This is a genomic window from Pseudomonas sp. OE 28.3 (genome assembly GCF_014268205.2).
GTDB classification, from domain to species: domain Bacteria; phylum Pseudomonadota; class Gammaproteobacteria; order Pseudomonadales; family Pseudomonadaceae; genus Aquipseudomonas; species Aquipseudomonas edaphica.
On sequence record NZ_CP077082.1, the window covers coordinates 4,820,192 to 4,836,897 of the forward strand.

Annotated in this window: 16 protein-coding genes; 2 read left to right on the forward strand and 14 right to left on the reverse strand. The window is 60.8% G+C overall.

What is annotated here, in order from left to right; all coding sequences use genetic code 11:
• The first annotated feature begins 34 nt into the window (after positions 1-34).
• A complete protein-coding gene (soxC, locus tag HU759_RS21510; protein WP_170040647.1) occupies positions 35-1,327 on the forward strand; it encodes a sulfite dehydrogenase in 1,293 nt (430 codons plus the stop codon).
• Positions 1,314-1,898, forward strand: a complete 585-nt coding sequence (locus tag HU759_RS21515) for a cytochrome c (RefSeq protein ID WP_170040646.1) — start codon at positions 1,314-1,316, stop codon at positions 1,896-1,898. Before soxC ends, HU759_RS21515 begins: the two co-directional genes overlap by 14 nt.
• A 239-nt stretch (positions 1,899-2,137) precedes the next feature.
• On the opposite strand, the gene HU759_RS21520 is transcribed toward HU759_RS21515, so the two are convergent.
• From HU759_RS21520 to flhA, 14 genes are all read right to left on the reverse strand, one after another.
• Entirely contained in the window at positions 2,138-2,530 is a 393-nt protein-coding gene (locus tag HU759_RS21520; RefSeq protein WP_017134964.1) for a DUF2802 domain-containing protein, read from the reverse strand.
• Positions 2,531-3,013, reverse strand: coding sequence for a chemotaxis protein CheW (locus tag HU759_RS21525; protein ID WP_017134963.1), 483 nt, complete (start codon positions 3,011-3,013; stop codon positions 2,531-2,533).
• 62 nt (positions 3,014-3,075) lie between these two features.
• Positions 3,076-3,861, reverse strand: coding sequence for a CheW domain-containing protein (locus HU759_RS21530; RefSeq protein ID WP_099548890.1), 786 nt, complete (start codon positions 3,859-3,861; stop codon positions 3,076-3,078).
• Positions 3,861-4,649 (reverse strand): ParA family protein, encoded by a 789-nt coding sequence (locus tag HU759_RS21535; RefSeq protein ID WP_017134961.1) that lies wholly within the window; start codon positions 4,647-4,649, stop codon positions 3,861-3,863. The genes HU759_RS21530 and HU759_RS21535 overlap by 1 nt, the downstream gene beginning before the upstream one ends.
• Before the next feature lie 51 nt (positions 4,650-4,700).
• Positions 4,701-5,588 (reverse strand): flagellar motor protein MotD, encoded by an 888-nt coding sequence (gene motD, locus HU759_RS21540; protein WP_017134960.1) that lies wholly within the window; start codon positions 5,586-5,588, stop codon positions 4,701-4,703.
• A 238-nt stretch (positions 5,589-5,826) separates the two neighbouring features.
• Complete coding sequence (locus HU759_RS21545; RefSeq protein ID WP_005790033.1) at positions 5,827-6,567, reverse strand: flagellar motor protein; 741 nt, start codon at positions 6,565-6,567, stop codon at positions 5,827-5,829.
• Entirely contained in the window at positions 6,567-7,706 is a 1,140-nt protein-coding gene (locus HU759_RS21550; protein WP_186617150.1) for a chemotaxis response regulator protein-glutamate methylesterase, read from the reverse strand. Before HU759_RS21550 ends, HU759_RS21545 begins: the two co-directional genes overlap by 1 nt.
• Positions 7,707-7,753: 47 nt before the next feature.
• Positions 7,754-9,979 (reverse strand): chemotaxis protein CheA, encoded by a 2,226-nt coding sequence (locus HU759_RS21555; protein ID WP_170040644.1) that lies wholly within the window; start codon positions 9,977-9,979, stop codon positions 7,754-7,756.
• Between the two features lie 11 nt (positions 9,980-9,990).
• Positions 9,991-10,779 (reverse strand): protein phosphatase CheZ, encoded by a 789-nt coding sequence (locus tag HU759_RS21560; RefSeq protein WP_170040643.1) that lies wholly within the window; start codon positions 10,777-10,779, stop codon positions 9,991-9,993.
• A gap of 18 nt (positions 10,780-10,797) precedes the next feature.
• Positions 10,798-11,172 (reverse strand): chemotaxis response regulator CheY, encoded by a 375-nt coding sequence (locus tag HU759_RS21565; protein WP_003192908.1) that lies wholly within the window; start codon positions 11,170-11,172, stop codon positions 10,798-10,800.
• Between the two features lie 168 nt (positions 11,173-11,340).
• Positions 11,341-12,081, reverse strand: coding sequence for an RNA polymerase sigma factor FliA (gene fliA / locus HU759_RS21570; protein ID WP_017134957.1), 741 nt, complete (start codon positions 12,079-12,081; stop codon positions 11,341-11,343).
• Positions 12,078-12,911, reverse strand: a complete 834-nt coding sequence (gene fleN / locus HU759_RS21575; protein ID WP_003192912.1) for a flagellar synthesis regulator FleN — start codon at positions 12,909-12,911, stop codon at positions 12,078-12,080. The genes fliA and fleN overlap by 4 nt, the downstream gene beginning before the upstream one ends.
• Positions 12,912-13,016: 105 nt before the next feature.
• Positions 13,017-14,333: a flagellar biosynthesis protein FlhF gene (gene flhF, locus HU759_RS21580; RefSeq protein ID WP_017134956.1), complete on the reverse strand. Its 1,317-nt coding sequence runs from the start codon at positions 14,331-14,333 to the stop codon at positions 13,017-13,019.
• An 11-nt stretch (positions 14,334-14,344) separates the two neighbouring features.
• Positions 14,345-16,459, reverse strand: a complete 2,115-nt coding sequence (gene flhA / locus HU759_RS21585) for a flagellar biosynthesis protein FlhA (RefSeq protein ID WP_032865399.1) — start codon at positions 16,457-16,459, stop codon at positions 14,345-14,347.
• Positions 16,460-16,706 lie beyond the last annotated feature (247 nt).

A 16,706-nucleotide genomic window follows, 5' to 3' on the forward strand; every position in this document is an offset into this window, starting at 1 on the left:
CGAGTCGCCAAAATTTTTGCTCAGGAGAGCCAGAATGAAAGACGACTCAACAGACGATAAACCCGCAATCGCCGCGCCCCTGGCTCGCCGGGACTTCCTCGGCAAAACCAGCCTGCTGGTTGGCAGCGCCGCGCTCGGGGTTGCTTTTGGCCCGTTGGCGCGCGCGGCACAGTCTCCCGGATCAGCCGAGGAACAACTGGAAGTGCCGGCCTGGACAAAAACCTTGGGCGGTCCCACCGGTGTGCCTTACGGTAAACCGTCCAGCTTTGAGACGGATGCGGTGCGCAATCTCTACCCCGGGCTTACCGAGCGCATGTCGGCTTACAGTACTTCGCCCCTGCAGGAACTGGACGGCATCATTACGCCCAACGGGCTGTTTTTTGAACGCCATCACGCCGGCGTGCCAGCGATTGACCCGGCCAGGCACTTCCTGGTGATTCATGGGCTGACCGACACAGCCTTGCTGTTCACCCTCGATGAGCTACGCCAGTTTCCCGCCGTCTCGCGCATCCACTTCATCGAATGCTCGGGCAACCCTTCATTCCTGCCGCCCTGGGGCAAAACCGCCGCTGAAGTCGCGGGCCTGGTCAGCTGTGCCGAGTGGATCGGCGTGCCGCTGAAAACCTTGCTGCACGCGGCTGGCCTTAAGCCAGGGGCGAAATGGGTTGTGGCTGAAGGCGCCGATGGCGCCGCCATGACCCGCAGCCTGCCGCTCGAAAAATGCCTGGATGACGTGTTGGTCGCCTACAGCCAAAACGGCGAAAGGCTGCGCCCCGAGCAAGGTTACCCCCTGCGTCTTATCGTTCCGGGTTATGAAGGCAATACCCACATCAAGTGGCTGCGCCGCCTGCATGTCACCGATGCCCCGGCGTACAGCCGTGAAGAAACGGCCAAATACACCGACTTGATGCCAGATGGGCGAGCCAGGAAGTTCTCCTTCGTGATGGAGTGCAAGTCACTCATCACGGCCCCGTCCGGCACCCAGACACTCACCCGCAAAGGCCCGCATGAAATACGCGGGATCGCCTGGAGCGGCAACGGAAAAATCACCCGCGTGGACGTGTCCGTCGACGGCGGGAACAACTGGTATGCGGCCACGCTGCAGGAGCCGGTGCTGAACAAATGCCTGACGGTGTTTCGCGCGCCCTTCCAATGGCTGGGCAAAGAAATGCTCATCATGAGCCGCGCCATCGACGAGACCGGCTACGTGCAACCCAGCCTGGAACAATTGAAAGCCGTGCGCGGGGACTTCTCGTTCTACCACAACAATGCAATCCAGCCCTGGCGCATCAACGCCAATGGGGAGGTGAGCAATGGCCGTGCATAACCTTACCGCCATGGCATTGGGGCTACTGAGCATGGGCGTGGTCGCATGCGCATCGACGGCTGCGCAATCCGGCTTGGGGCAGCCGGTGACAGAGCACTACATCGCCCGCTGGGACATCGACGTCGCTCCCGATGGCAAGAGCCTGCCCGCCGGACAAGGCACGGTCATGGAAGGCGAAAAGGTCTATCAAACCAGCTGCCTTGGCTGCCACGGCGCCAACCTGGAGGGCGGCACTGGCCCGGCACTAATGGGCGGCGCAGGCTCGCTCCCCACATCCAAACCGGTCAAAACTGTCGGCAGTTATTGGCCCTACGCAACCACCCTGTTCGACTATGTCAGGCGCACCATGCCCTTCCAGCAACCACAGTCGTTGAGCAATGATCAGGTGTACGCAGTGGTGGGTTATATCCTCAACAAAAACGAGATAGTGGAAGCGAACGCCACGGTGGATGCTGCCACCCTCACTCATCTGAAAATGCCCAATCGCGACGGCTTCTACGTCGACGACAGGCCGGATGTGCGTGTGGAGCCTTGCTATAAGGAATGTATCGGCAGCCCGAAAGCACATTGATGCGCTTTTGATCCAACCACTCCGGTCGGCTTTCGATCTCAAGCGCAGATCAAAAGACCGCTGATTTCGCCAGCGAAAAGGATGTAATGGCCAGAGCAACAGAACAATACTCGGTCAACTGTGGGAGCTGGCTTGCCTGCGATGCAGGCACTTGGGTACATCAGGTACACCGAGTTGATGCCATCGCAGGCAAGCCAGCTCCCACATTTCGACCGCGGTGTCTCAGAGGATCGCCGCAATCAGCTCTTGTGCAACTTGCTCATCAACTGCGCCTCAGCCTGGGTCAACCCACACGACTGCGTCAGCTCATCCACCGTCGCCCCCATGCCGACCAATTTGGCCGCCTGGGCAAACGACAGGCTTGAAGGATCACGCTGCTCGATCTGCGCCAACTTATCCGGCAACGGCCCAAGAATCGCGCGCAGTTCATGCACTTCATCCCCGACCTTCACCGCACTCTGCTGGAAGTGATCCACACGCTTGACCAAATCCAGAATCCGTCGGTCACGCACAGCATCGCGCTCGGCCTGCTGCACGGCCAGCTCCCGTTGCTGGCGCATATAGCGCAGCAGGAATGCCAACGTCCCGGCCCACAACAGGGCCAGGACAATCACCGCCGCATCAAGGAACAATCAGATGCTCTCCAGTTCCGACCATTCTTCTTCGCTCATCATCTTGTCCAACTCAACCAGAATCAACAGCTCGTTGTTCTTGTTGCACACGCCCTGGATGAACTTGGCCGACTCTTCGTTACCGACGTTCGGCGCGGTTTCCACTTCCGATTGGCGCAGGTAAACCACTTCAGCCACGCTGTCGACCATGATACCGACCACTTGCTTGTCGGCTTCGATGATCACGATACGCGTGTTGTCGTTGACTTCAGTAGGCATCAGGCCAAAACGCTGGCGGGTATCGATCACCGTCACCACGTTGCCACGCAGGTTGATGATGCCCAACACGTAGCTCGGCGCGCCTGGAACCGGGGCGATTTCGGTGTAGCGCAGCACTTCCTGCACGCGCATCACGTTAATGCCGTAGGTTTCATTGTCCAGTTTGAAGGTAACCCATTGCAGGATCGGATCATCCAAACCTTGTGCGGATGCTGACTTGTTCATACCCCTGACCCCTTCAGTGTGTGCTTCTTCGACCGCGCAACCGCACGGCCCTTATTGTTCAATCAACTGCGTTTGTTCTGTGGCATCGTCTTGACCGCCCCACTGGCGATCAACTCGGCCAGTTCGGCGACGTCGAGCAACGCGCACATATGTTCAATCACGGTGCCCGCCAGCCAAGGCCGCTGGCCCCGGTGGCTGCGCCACTTGATTTCATTCGGGTCCAGGCGCAACGAGCGGCTGACTTGATGCACCGCCAGCCCCCACTCGTAGCCCTGCACCGAGATCACGTATTGCAAGCCCTGGCGAAAATCATCGCGGTAGCGGTCGGGCATCACCCAGCGCGCCGTATCCAGCACCTTGAGGTTGCCGGCCTGGCTGGGCAGGATGCCGAGGAACCACTCCGGTTGCCCGAACAGCGGCGTCAGCTCCTGGCCTTCCAGCGAGTAGATCGACCCCAGGCACACCAGCGGCACCGCCAGGGTCAACCCGGCGACGTCGAACAGCAGGCACTCGAACGGCTCGGCCGCCCACGATGGGCGACCGTCACCCGTGACCGGCGGCGGCGTGATGCTCGGCGGCAGGTGCACATCGACCACCGGTTCAACCACCACGGGCGTGACCACCACGGGCGCAGGCACAATCGGCACCACCACGTGGGCATCACGAGCCTGTTCTTCCAGCACCGCTAACTGAAATTCATCCAGGGTGCTTTCGGGTTCGACTACGGCCGGTTCAAGGACCAGAATCGGCTCAGGCAATTCTTCTGCCGTCGCATCCTGCAACAAGGCGTCCAGGTAGGATTCCAGTGCCAGTTGCGGCCGGGTCTTAAGCTCAACGGGACGGTTCATCACGCCACCTGCGCCACAAGTTGCTGGGACAGCAGATGTTTAAGCAACGCACGGTAAGCCAGTACGCCACGGCTTTTGCCGTCGAACTGCGACGGCGTGAGCCCGGCGCGGCTGGCGTCACGCAAGCGCGTGTCCACCGGAATGTAGCCGTTCCAGATCGTTTCCGGGTAAGCATCGCGCAACACCCGCAAGGTGCCCAGCGACGCTTGGGTACGACGGTCGAACAGTGTAGGCACGATGCTGAACGGCAGCGCCTGTTTGCGCGAACGGTTGATCATCGCCAAGGTGCTGACCATACGCTCCAGGCCTTTGACCGCCAGGTGTTCGGTCTGTACCGGGATCACCAACTGCTGGCTGGCCGCCAAGGCATTGACCATCAGCACGCCCAGCAACGGTGGGCTGTCGATGATCGCGTAGTCGAAGTCCTGCCACAGTTGCGCCAGGGTCTTGGCGATCACCAGGCCCAGGCCGCTCTGCCCCGGCGACTGGCGCTCAAGGGTCGCCAGCGCGGTACTCGACGGCAACAGCGAAATGCTCTCGTTGCTGGTGGGCAGCAGCAATTGCCCGGGCAAATCTGCCGGTACGCTGCCCTTGTGCAGGAACAGGTCGTAACAGCTGTGCTCCAGCGCATCCGGGTCATAGCCGAAATAACTGGTCATCGAGCCGTGCGGGTCCAGGTCGACCACGACCACACGCTTGCCCGCCTCGGCCAGCAAGCCGGCCAAGGCGATGGACGTGGTGGTCTTGCCGACTCCACCCTTTTGATTGGCAACTGCCCAGACTCTCATTCAGTTGGTTCCTCCCGGTAGGCTAAGGCGCGACCGAGACATTACATAACATTATTGAGCCGGTGACGGAGAATTGACGGCGCTCTGACGAACCGGCGGCTTAACGGTTGGCGGTGCAGTTTGTGTGCCAGCCCGCTTCAAGGCTGCATCCGGTGTTGCGTTGGCAGTACCGGTGCCGGTCAGGCTGCGGCGCACATCCAGGTTACGTGACACCACCAGCACCACACGGCGGTTGCGCGCGCGGCCTTCGGCAGTGGCGTTATTGGCCACCGGTTGGAACTCACCGTAACCCACCGACGCCAGGCGCCCAGGGTTCACGCCCTGCATCGCGAGCATGCGCACGATGCTTGAGGCCCGTGCCGATGACAGCTCCCAATTGGTCGGGTATTGCGCGGTGCTGATCGGGAAATTATCGGTAAAGCCTTCGACGTGGATCGGGTTCTCAAACGGTTTGAGAATCGCCGCCACCTTGTCGATGATGGTAAACGCCTGATCGCTCGGCAACGCATCGGCGCTGGCGAACAGCAGGCTCGAATTAAGCTCGATCTCCACCCACAACTCATTACCGCGCACGGTCATCTGGTTGGATTTGATCAAGTCGCCAAACGCGGCACTGATGTCATCGGCGATGCTTTTGAGCGGGTCGCTGGTGCCACCGATGCCGGCGGCGGTTTCGTCACTGTCATTGACCAGCGGCTTGGCCGGCGTCACGGTCTTGGGCCGCTCCTCGCCAATCGGGATCGGCTTGAGCGAGCGGTCGGTGTCGTTGAATACGCCCACCAGCGCCTGGGAAATAATCTTGTACTTGCCCTCGTTGATCGACGAGATGGAGTACATCACCACAAAAAACGCGAACAGCAAGGTGATGAAGTCGGCGTAGGACACCAGCCAGCGTTCATGGTTGACGTGCTCTTCAGGCTCGCGGCGACGACGGCTCACAGGCAGATACCTCCCTGACCCCTATTGAGCGCTTCACTGTGGCCCGCTTCACTGTGGCGAGCGAGCTTGCTCGCGCTGGGGCGCGAAGCGGCCCCACTCCAGGCAATGTGTTTGTTCAGGCAGGTTGCGGTGTATGGTTTTGGGGCTGCTTCGCAGCCCAGCGTGAGCAAGCTCACTCGCCACAACAAGTTCGCTCGCCACATAACGCTCACTGGCCACAGGTCGATGTGCATGGGCATTAATCCATGAAGCCCTGGAGCTTCAATTCGATGGAGCGCGGGTTCTCGCCCTCGGCAATCGACAAGATGCCTTCCAGCAGCATTTCGCGGTAACGCGATTGGCGCATGGCGATCGACTTGAGCTTGCTGGCCACCGGCAACAACACCAGGTTGGCACTCGCCACGCCGTAAATGGTGGCGACAAACGCCACGGCAATGCCGCTGCCCAGTTGCGACGGGTCGGCCAGGTTGCCCATCACGTGGATCAGGCCCATCACGGCACCGATGATGCCGATGGTCGGCGCGTAGCCGCCCATGCTTTCAAAGACTTTGGCGGCGTTGATGTCGCGGCTTTCCTGGGTGTAGAAATCCACCTCAAGGATGCTGCGAATCGCCTCGGGTTCGGCGCCGTCGACCAGCAATTGCAGGCCTTTGCGTGCATAGCTGTCGGGCTCGGCATCGGCCACGCCTTCCAGGCCCAGCAGGCCTTCCTTGCGCGCGGTGAGGCTCCAGTTGACCACACGGTCGATGCCGCCGGGCAGGTCCACGCGCGGCGGGAAGATAATCCACACCAGAATCTGCATGGCGCGCTTGAACGAACTCAGCGGCGACTGCAACAGCGCCGCGCCCACAGTACCGCCAATCACGATCAGCGCCGCCGGGCCATTGGCCAAGGCGCCGAGGTGGCCGCCTTCCAGGTAGTTGCCGCCGATAATCGCGACAAACGCCATGGTGATGCCAATCAGGCTCAAGACATCCATCAGAGGCAGGCCTCCACCAGATGTTTGCCAATGTCGTCCAGACTATAAACCGCGTCAGCCAGGTCCGCCTTGACGATGGCCATGGGCATGCCATAAATCACGCAGCTGGCTTCGTCCTGCGCCCAGATCGCGCTGCCACCCTGCTTGAGCAGGCGTGCGCCTTCACGGCCGTCGGCGCCCATGCCGGTGAGTACCACCGCCAGAACTTTGTCGCCGTAGGACTTGGCCGCCGAGCCGAAGGTGATATCCACGCACGGCTTGTAGTTCAAGCGCTCGTCGCCCGGCAGGATTTTGATCGCGCCACGGCCGTCGACCATCATCTGCTTGCCGCCCGGTGCCAGCAGCGCCAGGCCAGGTCGCAGGATGTCACCATCCTCGGCCTCCTTGACGCTGATGCGGCACAGCTTGTCGAGGCGCTCGGCGAAGGCCTTGGTGAAGGCGGCGGGCATGTGCTGGATCAACACGATCGGCGCCGGGAAGTTAGCCGGCAGTTGAGTCAACACGCGTTGCAAGGCCACCGGGCCGCCAGTGGATGTACCAATGGCGACCAGCTTGTAGGCTTTGCGCTTGGGCGCAGGCGAATGCGCGCTCGGTGCCGGGGCCCGCACCGGCGCCACTGCGGGCCGGGCTATCGGGGCCGGGGCCGGGCGAGCAAACGTCGAGGTGCTCGGCGTCGGCGCGGCAACTGGCGCAGGCGCAGGCGCAGGCGCAGGCGCAGGCGCACTGAACAGGCTGCGACGGTTACTGCGCGAAATGCTGTGCACCTTCTCGCACAGCATCTGCTTGACCTTGTCGGGGTTGCGCGAGATGTCTTCGAAATTCTTCGGCAGGAAGTCCACCGCACCCGCGTCCAGCGCGTCGAGGGTCACCCGGGCGCCTTCGTGGGTCAGCGAGGAGAACATCAACACCGGGGTCGGGCAGCGCTGCATGATGTGCCGGACTGCGGTGATGCCATCCATCATCGGCATCTCGTAGTCCATGGTGATCACGTCCGGTTTCAACGCAATGGCTTGATCAATCGCCTCTTTGCCGTTGGTGGCCGTGCCGACCACCTGGATGGTTGGATCGGCGGAAAGAATTTCCGAGACGCGGCGGCGGAAGAAACCCGAATCGTCCACCACCAGGACCTTGACTGCCATAAACACTCCGTTAGGCGGGGCGGGCAAACCGCCCTGCCCCGCCAGAATCAAATACGCCGTGCGGCGTAACGCTTGAGCATGCTCGGAACATCGAGAATCAGCGCGATCCGACCGTCACCGGTGATGGTCGCACCCGACATGCCCGGGGTTCCCTGCAGCATTTTGCCCAAAGGCTTGATGACCACTTCTTCCTGGCCCACCAGTTGATCGACCACAAAGCCAATGCGCTGGGTGCCCACGGACAGAATCACCACATGGCCTTCGCGCTGCTCTTCATGCTTGGCCGAAGCCACCAGCCAGCGCTTGAGGTAGAACAGTGGCAACGCCTTGTCGCGCACGATCACCACTTCCTGGCCGTCCACCACGTTGGTGCGTGACAGGTCGAGGTGGAAGATCTCGTTGACGTTGACCAGCGGGAAGGCGAACGCCTGGTTGCCCAGCATCACCATCAGGGTCGGCATGATCGCCAAGGTCAACGGCACCTTGATCACGATCTTGGAGCCCTGGCCCTTGGTCGAGTAGATGTTGATCGAGCCGTTGAGCTGGCTGATCTTGGTCTTCACCACGTCCATGCCCACGCCACGGCCGGACACATCGGAAATCTCGGTTTTGGTCGAGAAGCCCGGCGCGAAGATCAGGTTGTAGCATTCGGTGTCGGTCAGGCGGTCGGCGGCGTCCTTGTCCATCACGCCGCGCTTGACCGCGATATTACGCAGAATCGCCGGATCCATGCCTTTGCCGTCATCGGTAATCGACAGCAGGATATGGTCGCCTTCCTGCTCGGCCGCCAGAATCACCTTGCCGTTACGCGACTTGCCCGAGGCTTCGCGTTCTTCCGGGGTTTCGACGCCATGGTCGACGGCGTTGCGCACCAAGTGGACCAGCGGGTCGGCCAGGGCCTCGACAAGGTTTTTGTCGAGGTCGGTTTCTTCACCCACCAGTTCCAGGTTGATTTCTTTCTTGAGCTGGCGCGCGAGGTCGCGAACCAGGCGCGGGAAACGGCCGAAGACTTTCTTGATCGGCTGCATGCGCGTTTTCATTACGGCGGTCTGCAAGTCTGCGGTGACCACGTCGAGGTTCGACACGGCCTTTTGCATGGCTTCATCGCCGCTGTTCAGGCCCAGGCGCACCAGGCGGTTACGCACCAGCACCAGTTCGCCGACCATGTTCATGATGTCGTCCAGGCGCGCGGTATCAACCCGCACGGTGGTTTCGGCTTCACTGGCAGGCTTTTCGGCTACCGGCGCCGCTGCGGCACGCGCAGGTGCGGCAGCCGGTGCCGGTGCGGGCTTGGCAGCCACAGGCGCGGCGGCTTTGGCAGGCGCAGGTTTGGCAGCCACAGGCGTTGCAGTCGCTGCTGCAGCCGGGGCCACTTCAGAGAACTTGCCTTTGCCATGCAACTCGTCGAGCAGCGCTTCGAATTCGTGATCGGAGATCAGGCCGTCAGTGGCAGGCTCAACGCTGGCAGGCGCAGCGCTGGCGGCAGGTGCGGCCGCGATGGCGGCGACTTCCGGCAAGGCTTCGGCAGCAAACGTGCCCTTGCCATGCAATTGGTCGAGCAGTGCTTCGAATTCGTCGTCGGTAATGTCGGTGGCGCTTGTAGATGTGGCAGACGCAGCAGGCGCTGCCGACTCAGCAGCAGGTGCCACGGCGTCCGGCGCAAACTGGCCTTTACCGTGCAACTGGTCGAGCAGGGATTCGAACTCTGCGTCGGTAATGTCTTCGCTGGTCGGCACGGCAGGCGCAGCCACCGCTTGCGGTGCTTCAGCTTCGGCTTTCACCGCGCTCAGGGAGTTGAGCAGCTGTTCGAACTCGCTGTCGGTCACATCCGGCTCGGCTTCAACCTCAGGCTCAGGCGCGGCGACCGGCGCAACCGAGGTATCGGCAGGTTCGGCCAGGCGTGCCAGCGCAGCCAGCAACTCCGGCGTGGCAGCCGTGATCGGCGCACGTTCACGCACCTCGCTGAACATGCCGTTGACCGCATCCAATGCTTCGAGAATCACGTCCATCAGTTCCGAGTCGACGTGACGCTCACCCTTGCGCAGGATGTCGAACACGTTCTCGGCGATGTGACAGCACTCCACCAGCTCATGGAGCTGGAGGAAGCCGGCGCCCCCTTTTACAGTGTGAAAACCGCGAAAAATTGCATTGAGCAGGTTCGCATCATCCGGTCGGCTTTCCAGCTCGACCAGTTGTTCGGACAGTTGCTCTAAAATTTCGCCGGCCTCTACAAGGAAATCCTGAAGGATTTCTTCATCGGCGCCGAAGCTCATGTGGGTGCTCCTTAGAAGCCTAAACTGGATAACAGGTCATCTACGTCATCCTGACCTGACACAACGTCTTCACGTTTATCGGCATGAATCTGCGGACCTTCACCCTTGGCGAGATGTTTTTGTGGATCTTTTTCCGAGAGGATCGCTGCGCGGTCATGTTCGATGCCGGCAAAACGGTCGACCTGGCCGGCCATCAGCACCAATTTGAGCAAGTTGCTTTCCACTTCGGTGACCAGTTGGGTCACGCGCTTGATCACTTGACCGGTGAGGTCCTGGTAATCCTGGGCCAGCAGAATGTCATTGAGGTTGCTGGCCACCGTGCGGTTTTCCTTTTCGGTGCGCGACAGAAAGCCCTCGACCCGACGCGCCAACTCACGAAACTCCTCAGCCCCCACTTCCCGGCGCATGAAGCGGCCCCAGTCAACGCTGAGCGCCTGAGCTTCGGTGGCCATGCCATTGACCAAGGGCGTGGCGTTTTCCACCAGGTCCATGGTGCGGTTGGCCGCCGCCTCAGTCAGCCGGACCACATAGGACAGGCGTTCGGTGGCATCGGTGATCTGCGAGATTTCTTCGGCCTGGGGCATGTGCGGGTCAATCTGAAAATTGACGATTGCACTGTGCAGCTCGCGTGTGAGCTTGCCCACTTCCTGATACAGGCCGCGGTCACGGGTCTGGTTAAGCTCATGGATCAACTGCACCGCGTCGCCGAACTGGCCTTTTTCAAGGCTGTCGACCAACTGGTGAGCATGCTTTTTCAGGGTCGATTCAAAATCGCCCTGTGACGTTTCTTTATGCTCCATAGCTCCCCCGTGGTGACATCAGCCGTGGATGCGTTCGAAGATTTTTTCGATCTTCTCTTTCAAGGCCAATGCAGTGAATGGCTTGACCACGTAACCGTTAACCCCGGCCTGGGCGGCTTCGATGATCTGTTCACGCTTGGCTTCGGCGGTCACCATCAACACAGGCAAGCTGCGCAGTTTTTCATCGGCGCGCACGTGACGCAGCAAGTCGATACCGGTCATGCCCGGCATGTTCCAGTCGGTTACCAGAAAGTCGATGCTCCCGCTGTTGAGGATCGGAATCGCCGTCAGGCCGTCATCCGCCTCGACCGTGTTGGTGAACCCAAGGTCACGCAACAGGTTTTTTATGATCCGCCGCATCGTTGAGAAGTCATCAACGATGAGGATTTTCATGTTCTTGTCCAATTCGACCTCCAAGCAGTCTTAAACGCGCCCAGCACCTGGACGCGCCATTTCAATCAACAGGCGTTACACAAAAAGGACTGCCCAGGGCACCACGGCACGAACCCGCAAAAGCGTAGAGCCTTTGCGGTAGCGTCTGCAGTGTCCCCACACTGCCTGTCAGCGCGCGCGCCACTCTCCCAATCGCCCCCGCAAGCGGGCGGCGCACTGGCTATGCAGCTGGCTGACACGCGATTCGCTGACCCCCAGGACCTCACCGATTTCCTTGAGGTTCAGCTCTTCGTCGTAGTACAGCGCCAACACCAGTCGCTCACGCTCCGGCAAATTGGCAATCGCCTCCGCCAACGCGCTCTGGAAACGTTCGTCTTCCAGGTCGCGCGACGGTTCCAGATGTGCACTCGCGCCGTCCTCGTGCAGCCCTTCGTGTTCGCCGTCCTGCAAAAGGTCGTCGAAACTGAACAGGCGGCTGCCCAAGGTATCGTTCAAAATCCCGTAGTAATCGTCGAGACTCAATTGGAGTTCGGCCGCAACTTCATGATCTTTAGCGTCACGACCGGTTTTTGCTTCAATTGCACGAATTGCGTCACTGACCATACGCGTATTGCGGTGTACCGAACGCGGCGCCCAATCCCCTTTACGCACTTCATCGAGCATCGCACCGCGTATGCGAATACCCGCATACGTCTCGAAACTCGCGCCCTTGCTCGCGTCGTATTTTGTCGACACTTCGAGCAGGCCGATCATGCCGGCCTGGATCAAGTCCTCAACCTGCACACTGGCAGGCAGGCGTGCCAGCAAGTGATAGGCAATGCGCTTGACCAAGGGCGCATAGCGCTCGATCAGTTCGCCCTGACTGTCACGTGCCGACTTTTTGTAAAGGTTGTAGCCGCTGGATGTCATAGCACAGGTCCCGCGCTCGTCTGATGCACCAATCGCTCGACGAAAAACTCCAGATGCCCCCGAGGGTTGGCAGGCAACGGCCAAGTATCGACCTTCTGAGCAATAGCCTTGAACGCCAATGCGCACTTCGAACGAGGGAACGCTTCATAGACTGCACGCTGCTTTTGCACAGCCTTGCGCACACACTCGTCATAAGGAACTGCGCCCACGTATTGTAAGGCGACATCGAGGAAGCGATCCGTGACCTTGGTCAACTTGGCAAACAGATTTCGCCCTTCCTGCGGGCTTTGGGCCATGTTGGCCAGCACGCGGAAGCGGTTCATGCCGTAGTCACGGTTAAGCAGTTTGATCAGGGCATAGGCGTCGGTGATCGACGTGGGTTCGTCGCACACCACCAGCAGCACTTCTTGCGCGGCGCGCACGAAGCTGACCACGGACTCGCCGATCCCGGCGGCGGTGTCGATCACCAGCACATCGAGGTTGTCGCCGATGTCGCTGAACGCCTGAATCAGGCCGGCATGCTGCGCCGGGCTCAGGTGCACCATGCTCTGGGTGCCTGAGGCAGCCGGCACGATGCGAATGCCACCGGGGCCTTGCAGCAGCACATCGCGCAGCTCACAACGGCCTTCGATCACATCGGCAAGGGTGTGTTTGGGTGTCAGCCCCAGCAGAACGTCCACGTTCGCCAGGCCCAGGTCAGCATCCAGCAGCATGACGCGACGGCCAAGCTCTGCCAGGGCCAGGGACAAATTCACTGACACGTTAGTTTTCCCGACGCCACCTTTGCCGCCGGTCACCGCGATCACCTGTACGGGATGCATGCTGCCCATTTTATTTCTTTACCTTGTCTTGCTTAGACGCAGGCTACATGGCTTGGCCGCGTGAATCGCTTGCAGACCATCGATGTAGATACATTTCACGGTGTTCATCCTGCCTCACCCCACCCGCTTAGCCGGGTTGTGGTAAAGGTCGGCGAACATATCGGCCATCGCTTCCTCGCTAGGCTCTTCTTGCATTTGCACGCTGACAGCACGGCTGACCAACTGATGACGGCGCGGCAGATGCAAATCATCCGGGATCCGCGGCCCGTCGGTCAGGTAGGCAACCGGTAACTCATGACTGATAGCCAGGCTCAACACCTCGCCCAGGCTCGCAGTTTCGTCGAGCTTGGTGAGAATGCAACCGGCCAGGCCACAGCGTTTGTAGCTGTGGTAGGCAGCGGTAAGAACCTGTTTCTGGCTGGTGGTTGCAAGCACCAGGTAATTTTTCGACTTGATGCCACGCCCGGCCAGGCTTTCAAGCTGCATGCGCAGTGCCGGGTCGCTGGCTTGCAGGCCGGCCGTGTCGATCAACACCACGCGCTTGCGCAGCAGTGGGTCGAGTGCATTGGCCAGCGACTGGCCCGGGTCGACGTGGGTCACCGTCACATTGAGGATGCGGCCCAAGGTCTTGAGCTGCTCCTGGGCGCCGATGCGATAGCTGTCCATGCTCACCAGCGCGATGTTCTGCGCGCCGTACTTGAGCACATAACGCGCGGCCAGCTTGGCCAGGGTGGTGGTCTTGCCCATGCCGGCGGGGCCGACCATGGCAATCACACCGCCCTCTTCCAGCGGTTCGATTTCCGGCGTGGCGATCATGCGCGCCAGGTGCGCCAGCAACATGCGCCAGGCTTGGCGCGGTTCTTCGACTTCAGCCGTCAGTGCAAGCAAATCGCGCGACAACGGGCCGGACAGGCCGATGCGTTGCAGGCGACGCCACAGGTTGGCCTGGTGCGGTTTACTGCCTTGCAGCTGCGTCCACGCCAACGAGCCCAGCTGCACTTCGAGCAGCTCACGCAGGCCATTGAGTTCAAAACGCATCGAGTCGAGCGCGCGCTGGTCGACAGCGGCGGCCGGGGCTGGCGCTGCAGGACGAGGCGGTTCTTTGAAGGTCGGTTCTACCAACGGCTCGGCGGCGGTCAGCGGCAGGCCGGCGAACAATTGGCGATTGGTGCTGGCATCGCTGTCGCCACGCATGCTCAATTCAGCCTGGGCCGAGACAATGCGCGAAGCGGTCTTGCGCAGTTCGTCTTCGAGTTCCATGTTCGGCACGCGCGGCGCCAGCGCCGACGGGGTGTAATCCAGGGCAGCCGTCAGCTCGACACCGCCGGCAATGCGACGGTTTCCAATAATCGCGGCATCGGCGCCCAGCTCATCACGTACCAGTTTCATGGCCTGACGCATATCGGCGGCGAAAAAACGCTTAACTTGCATAACCCACTACCTCAGCCGTTGGGCCCTACTGTCGCGACGATAGTCACTTGCTTATTGTCAGGAATTTCCTGATAAGCCAAAACGTGCAAATTCGGAACTGCCAGGCGACCAAACCGCGACAACATCGCTCGAACCGGGCCTGCCACCAGCAGAATCACCGGGTGGCCCGCCATTTCCTGACGCTGGGCGGCTTCGATCAACGAACGCTGCAGTTTCTCAGCCATGCTTGGCTCCAGCAGAACGCCCTCTTCCTGGCCAAGTCCGGCCTTCTGAATACTATTGAGCAATATTTGTTCCAACCTTGGTTCCAAGGTGATCACAGGCAGCTCAGACTCAATACCTACAATGCTTTGCACGATGGCGCGGGACAACCCGACACGCACCGCGGCCACCAAAGCGGCAGTATCTTGACTCTTGGCGGCATTGTTGGCGATGGCCTCGGCAATGCTGCGAATGTCGCGCACCGGCACCTGTTCGGCGAGCAAGGCTTGCAGCACCTTGAGCAACTGCGACAGCGACAGCACGCCGGGTACCAGTTCTTCGGCCAGTTTCGGCGAGGCTTTGGCCAGCAAACCCATCAATTGCTGGACTTCCTCGTGGCCGATCAGCTCATGGGAGTGCTTGTAGAGGATCTGGTTGAGGTGGGTGGCGACCACGGTGCTGGCGTCGACCACGGTGTAACCGAGCGATTGTGCCTGGCTGCGCTGGCTGACTTCGATCCATACCGCTTCCAGGCCAAAAGCCGGATCTTTGGCGGTAATGCCATTAAGCGTGCCGAACACCTGGCCAGGGTTGATCGCCAACTCACGATCCGGGTAGATCTCGGCTTCGGCCAGGATCACGCCCATCAGGGTCAGGCGGTAGGCGCTGGGGGCCAAATCAAGGTTGTCGCGGATGTGCACGGTGGGCATCAAGAAGCCCAGGTCCTGGGACAGCTTCTTGCGCACACCCTTGATCCGCGCGAGCAGTTGGCCACCCTGGTTGCGGTCCACCAGCGGAATCAGGCGGTAGCCGACTTCCAGGCCGATCATGTCGATCGGGGTCACGTCATCCCAGCCCAGCTCCTTGGTTTCCTGGGCGCGGGCCGGGGATGGCAGCAAGTCTTGCTGGCGGGCGATTTCCTGCTGGGCCTGGACCTTGACCGCATTTTGCTTGCGCCAGAACAGGTAGGCACCACCGGCGGCCATGGCCGCCATGCTCAGGAACGACACGTGCGGCATGCCCGGCACGATGCCCATGATCGCCATGATGCCGGCGGCTACGGCCAGCGCCTTGGGCGAGGCGAACATCTGGCGGCTGATCTGCTTGCCCATGTCTTCGGAGCCCGAAGCACGGGTGACCATGATGGCTGCAGCTGTGGATAACAACAGTGATGGCAATTGCGCCACTAAACCGTCACCAATGGTCAGCAAGGCGTAGACCTTGCCCGCATCGCCGAAGGTCATGCCGTGCTGGAAGATCCCGACCGCGATGCCACCGATCAGGTTGATAAACAGGATCAGCAGACCGGCGATGGCGTCGCCGCGCACGAATTTACTCGCGCCGTCCATGGAGCCATAGAATTCGGCTTCCTGGGCGACTTCCAGGCGGCGGGATTTGGCTTGGTTCTGGTCGATCAGGCCGGCGTTGAGGTCGGCGTCGATCGCCATTTGCTTACCGGGCATGGCGTCGAGGGTAAACCGCGCGCTCACCTCGGAAATCCGCCCGGCGCCCTTGGTCACCACCACGAAGTTGATGATCATCAAAATCGCGAACACCACGATACCAACCACATAGTTACCGCCGATCACCACCTCACCAAAGGCCTGGATCACCTTACCGGCGGCGGCGTGGCCGTCCTGGCCGTGGAGCATCACCACCCGCGTGGATGCCACGTTCAGCGCCAGGCGCAGCAGGGTCGCGATCAGCAAAATGGTCGGGAATACGGCGAAATCCAGCGGCCGCAGGGCATACACGCAGACCAGCAGCACCACCACCGACAGCGCAATGTTGAAGGTGAAAAACACGTCGAGCAGGAACGGCGGCATTGGCAACATCATCATTGCCAGCATCACCAGCAACAACAACGGCACACCCAGGTTGCCCCGCGACAAATCAGTCAGGGTGCCACGGGCCGTGTTGAGCATTTGAGAGCGATCTACCACCGGTATTCCTCGTGTTCCTTGAAGCAAAGTTTTGACGCGGGAGAGCGTCCTGGAGGCGGTATTGCAAGAAGCCTTCCAACTTTGGTTTCAGGGCGACGATCGTCGAGTGGTCACCGGTTCAACTGTGGGAGCTGGATGGGGGGGTGATGATCGTTCCCACGCGCAGCAAAGGAATGCAGCCAGGGACGCTCCGCGTCCCGACTTGAGCCCGGCGCAACGTTGACGCAGA

Bases quoted from the DNA above. Each gene is read 5' to 3' on its own strand.
- soxC (WP_170040647.1), top strand. From the start codon at position 35: ATGAAAGACGACTCAACAGACGATAAACCCGCAATCGCCGCGCCCCTG.
- HU759_RS21515 (WP_170040646.1), top strand. From the start codon at position 1,314: ATGGCCGTGCATAACCTTACCGCCATGGCATTGGGGCTACTGAGCATG.
- HU759_RS21525 (WP_017134963.1), bottom strand. From the start codon at position 3,013: ATGAACAAGTCAGCATCCGCACAAGGTTTGGATGATCCGATCCTGCAA.
- HU759_RS21530 (WP_099548890.1), bottom strand. From the start codon at position 3,861: ATGAACCGTCCCGTTGAGCTTAAGACCCGGCCGCAACTGGCACTGGAA.
- HU759_RS21535 (WP_017134961.1), bottom strand. From the start codon at position 4,649: ATGAGAGTCTGGGCAGTTGCCAATCAAAAGGGTGGAGTCGGCAAGACC.
- HU759_RS21545 (WP_005790033.1), bottom strand. From the start codon at position 6,567: ATGGATGTCTTGAGCCTGATTGGCATCACCATGGCGTTTGTCGCGATT.
- HU759_RS21550 (WP_186617150.1), bottom strand. From the start codon at position 7,706: ATGGCAGTCAAGGTCCTGGTGGTGGACGATTCGGGTTTCTTCCGCCGC.
- HU759_RS21555 (WP_170040644.1), bottom strand. From the start codon at position 9,979: ATGAGCTTCGGCGCCGATGAAGAAATCCTTCAGGATTTCCTTGTAGAG.
- HU759_RS21560 (WP_170040643.1), bottom strand. From the start codon at position 10,779: ATGGAGCATAAAGAAACGTCACAGGGCGATTTTGAATCGACCCTGAAA.
- HU759_RS21565 (WP_003192908.1), bottom strand. From the start codon at position 11,172: ATGAAAATCCTCATCGTTGATGACTTCTCAACGATGCGGCGGATCATA.
- fliA (WP_017134957.1), bottom strand. From the start codon at position 12,081: ATGACATCCAGCGGCTACAACCTTTACAAAAAGTCGGCACGTGACAGT.
- fleN (WP_003192912.1), bottom strand. From the start codon at position 12,911: ATGGGCAGCATGCATCCCGTACAGGTGATCGCGGTGACCGGCGGCAAA.
- flhF (WP_017134956.1), bottom strand. From the start codon at position 14,333: ATGCAAGTTAAGCGTTTTTTCGCCGCCGATATGCGTCAGGCCATGAAA.
- flhA (WP_032865399.1), bottom strand. From the start codon at position 16,459: ATGCTCAACACGGCCCGTGGCACCCTGACTGATTTGTCGCGGGGCAAC.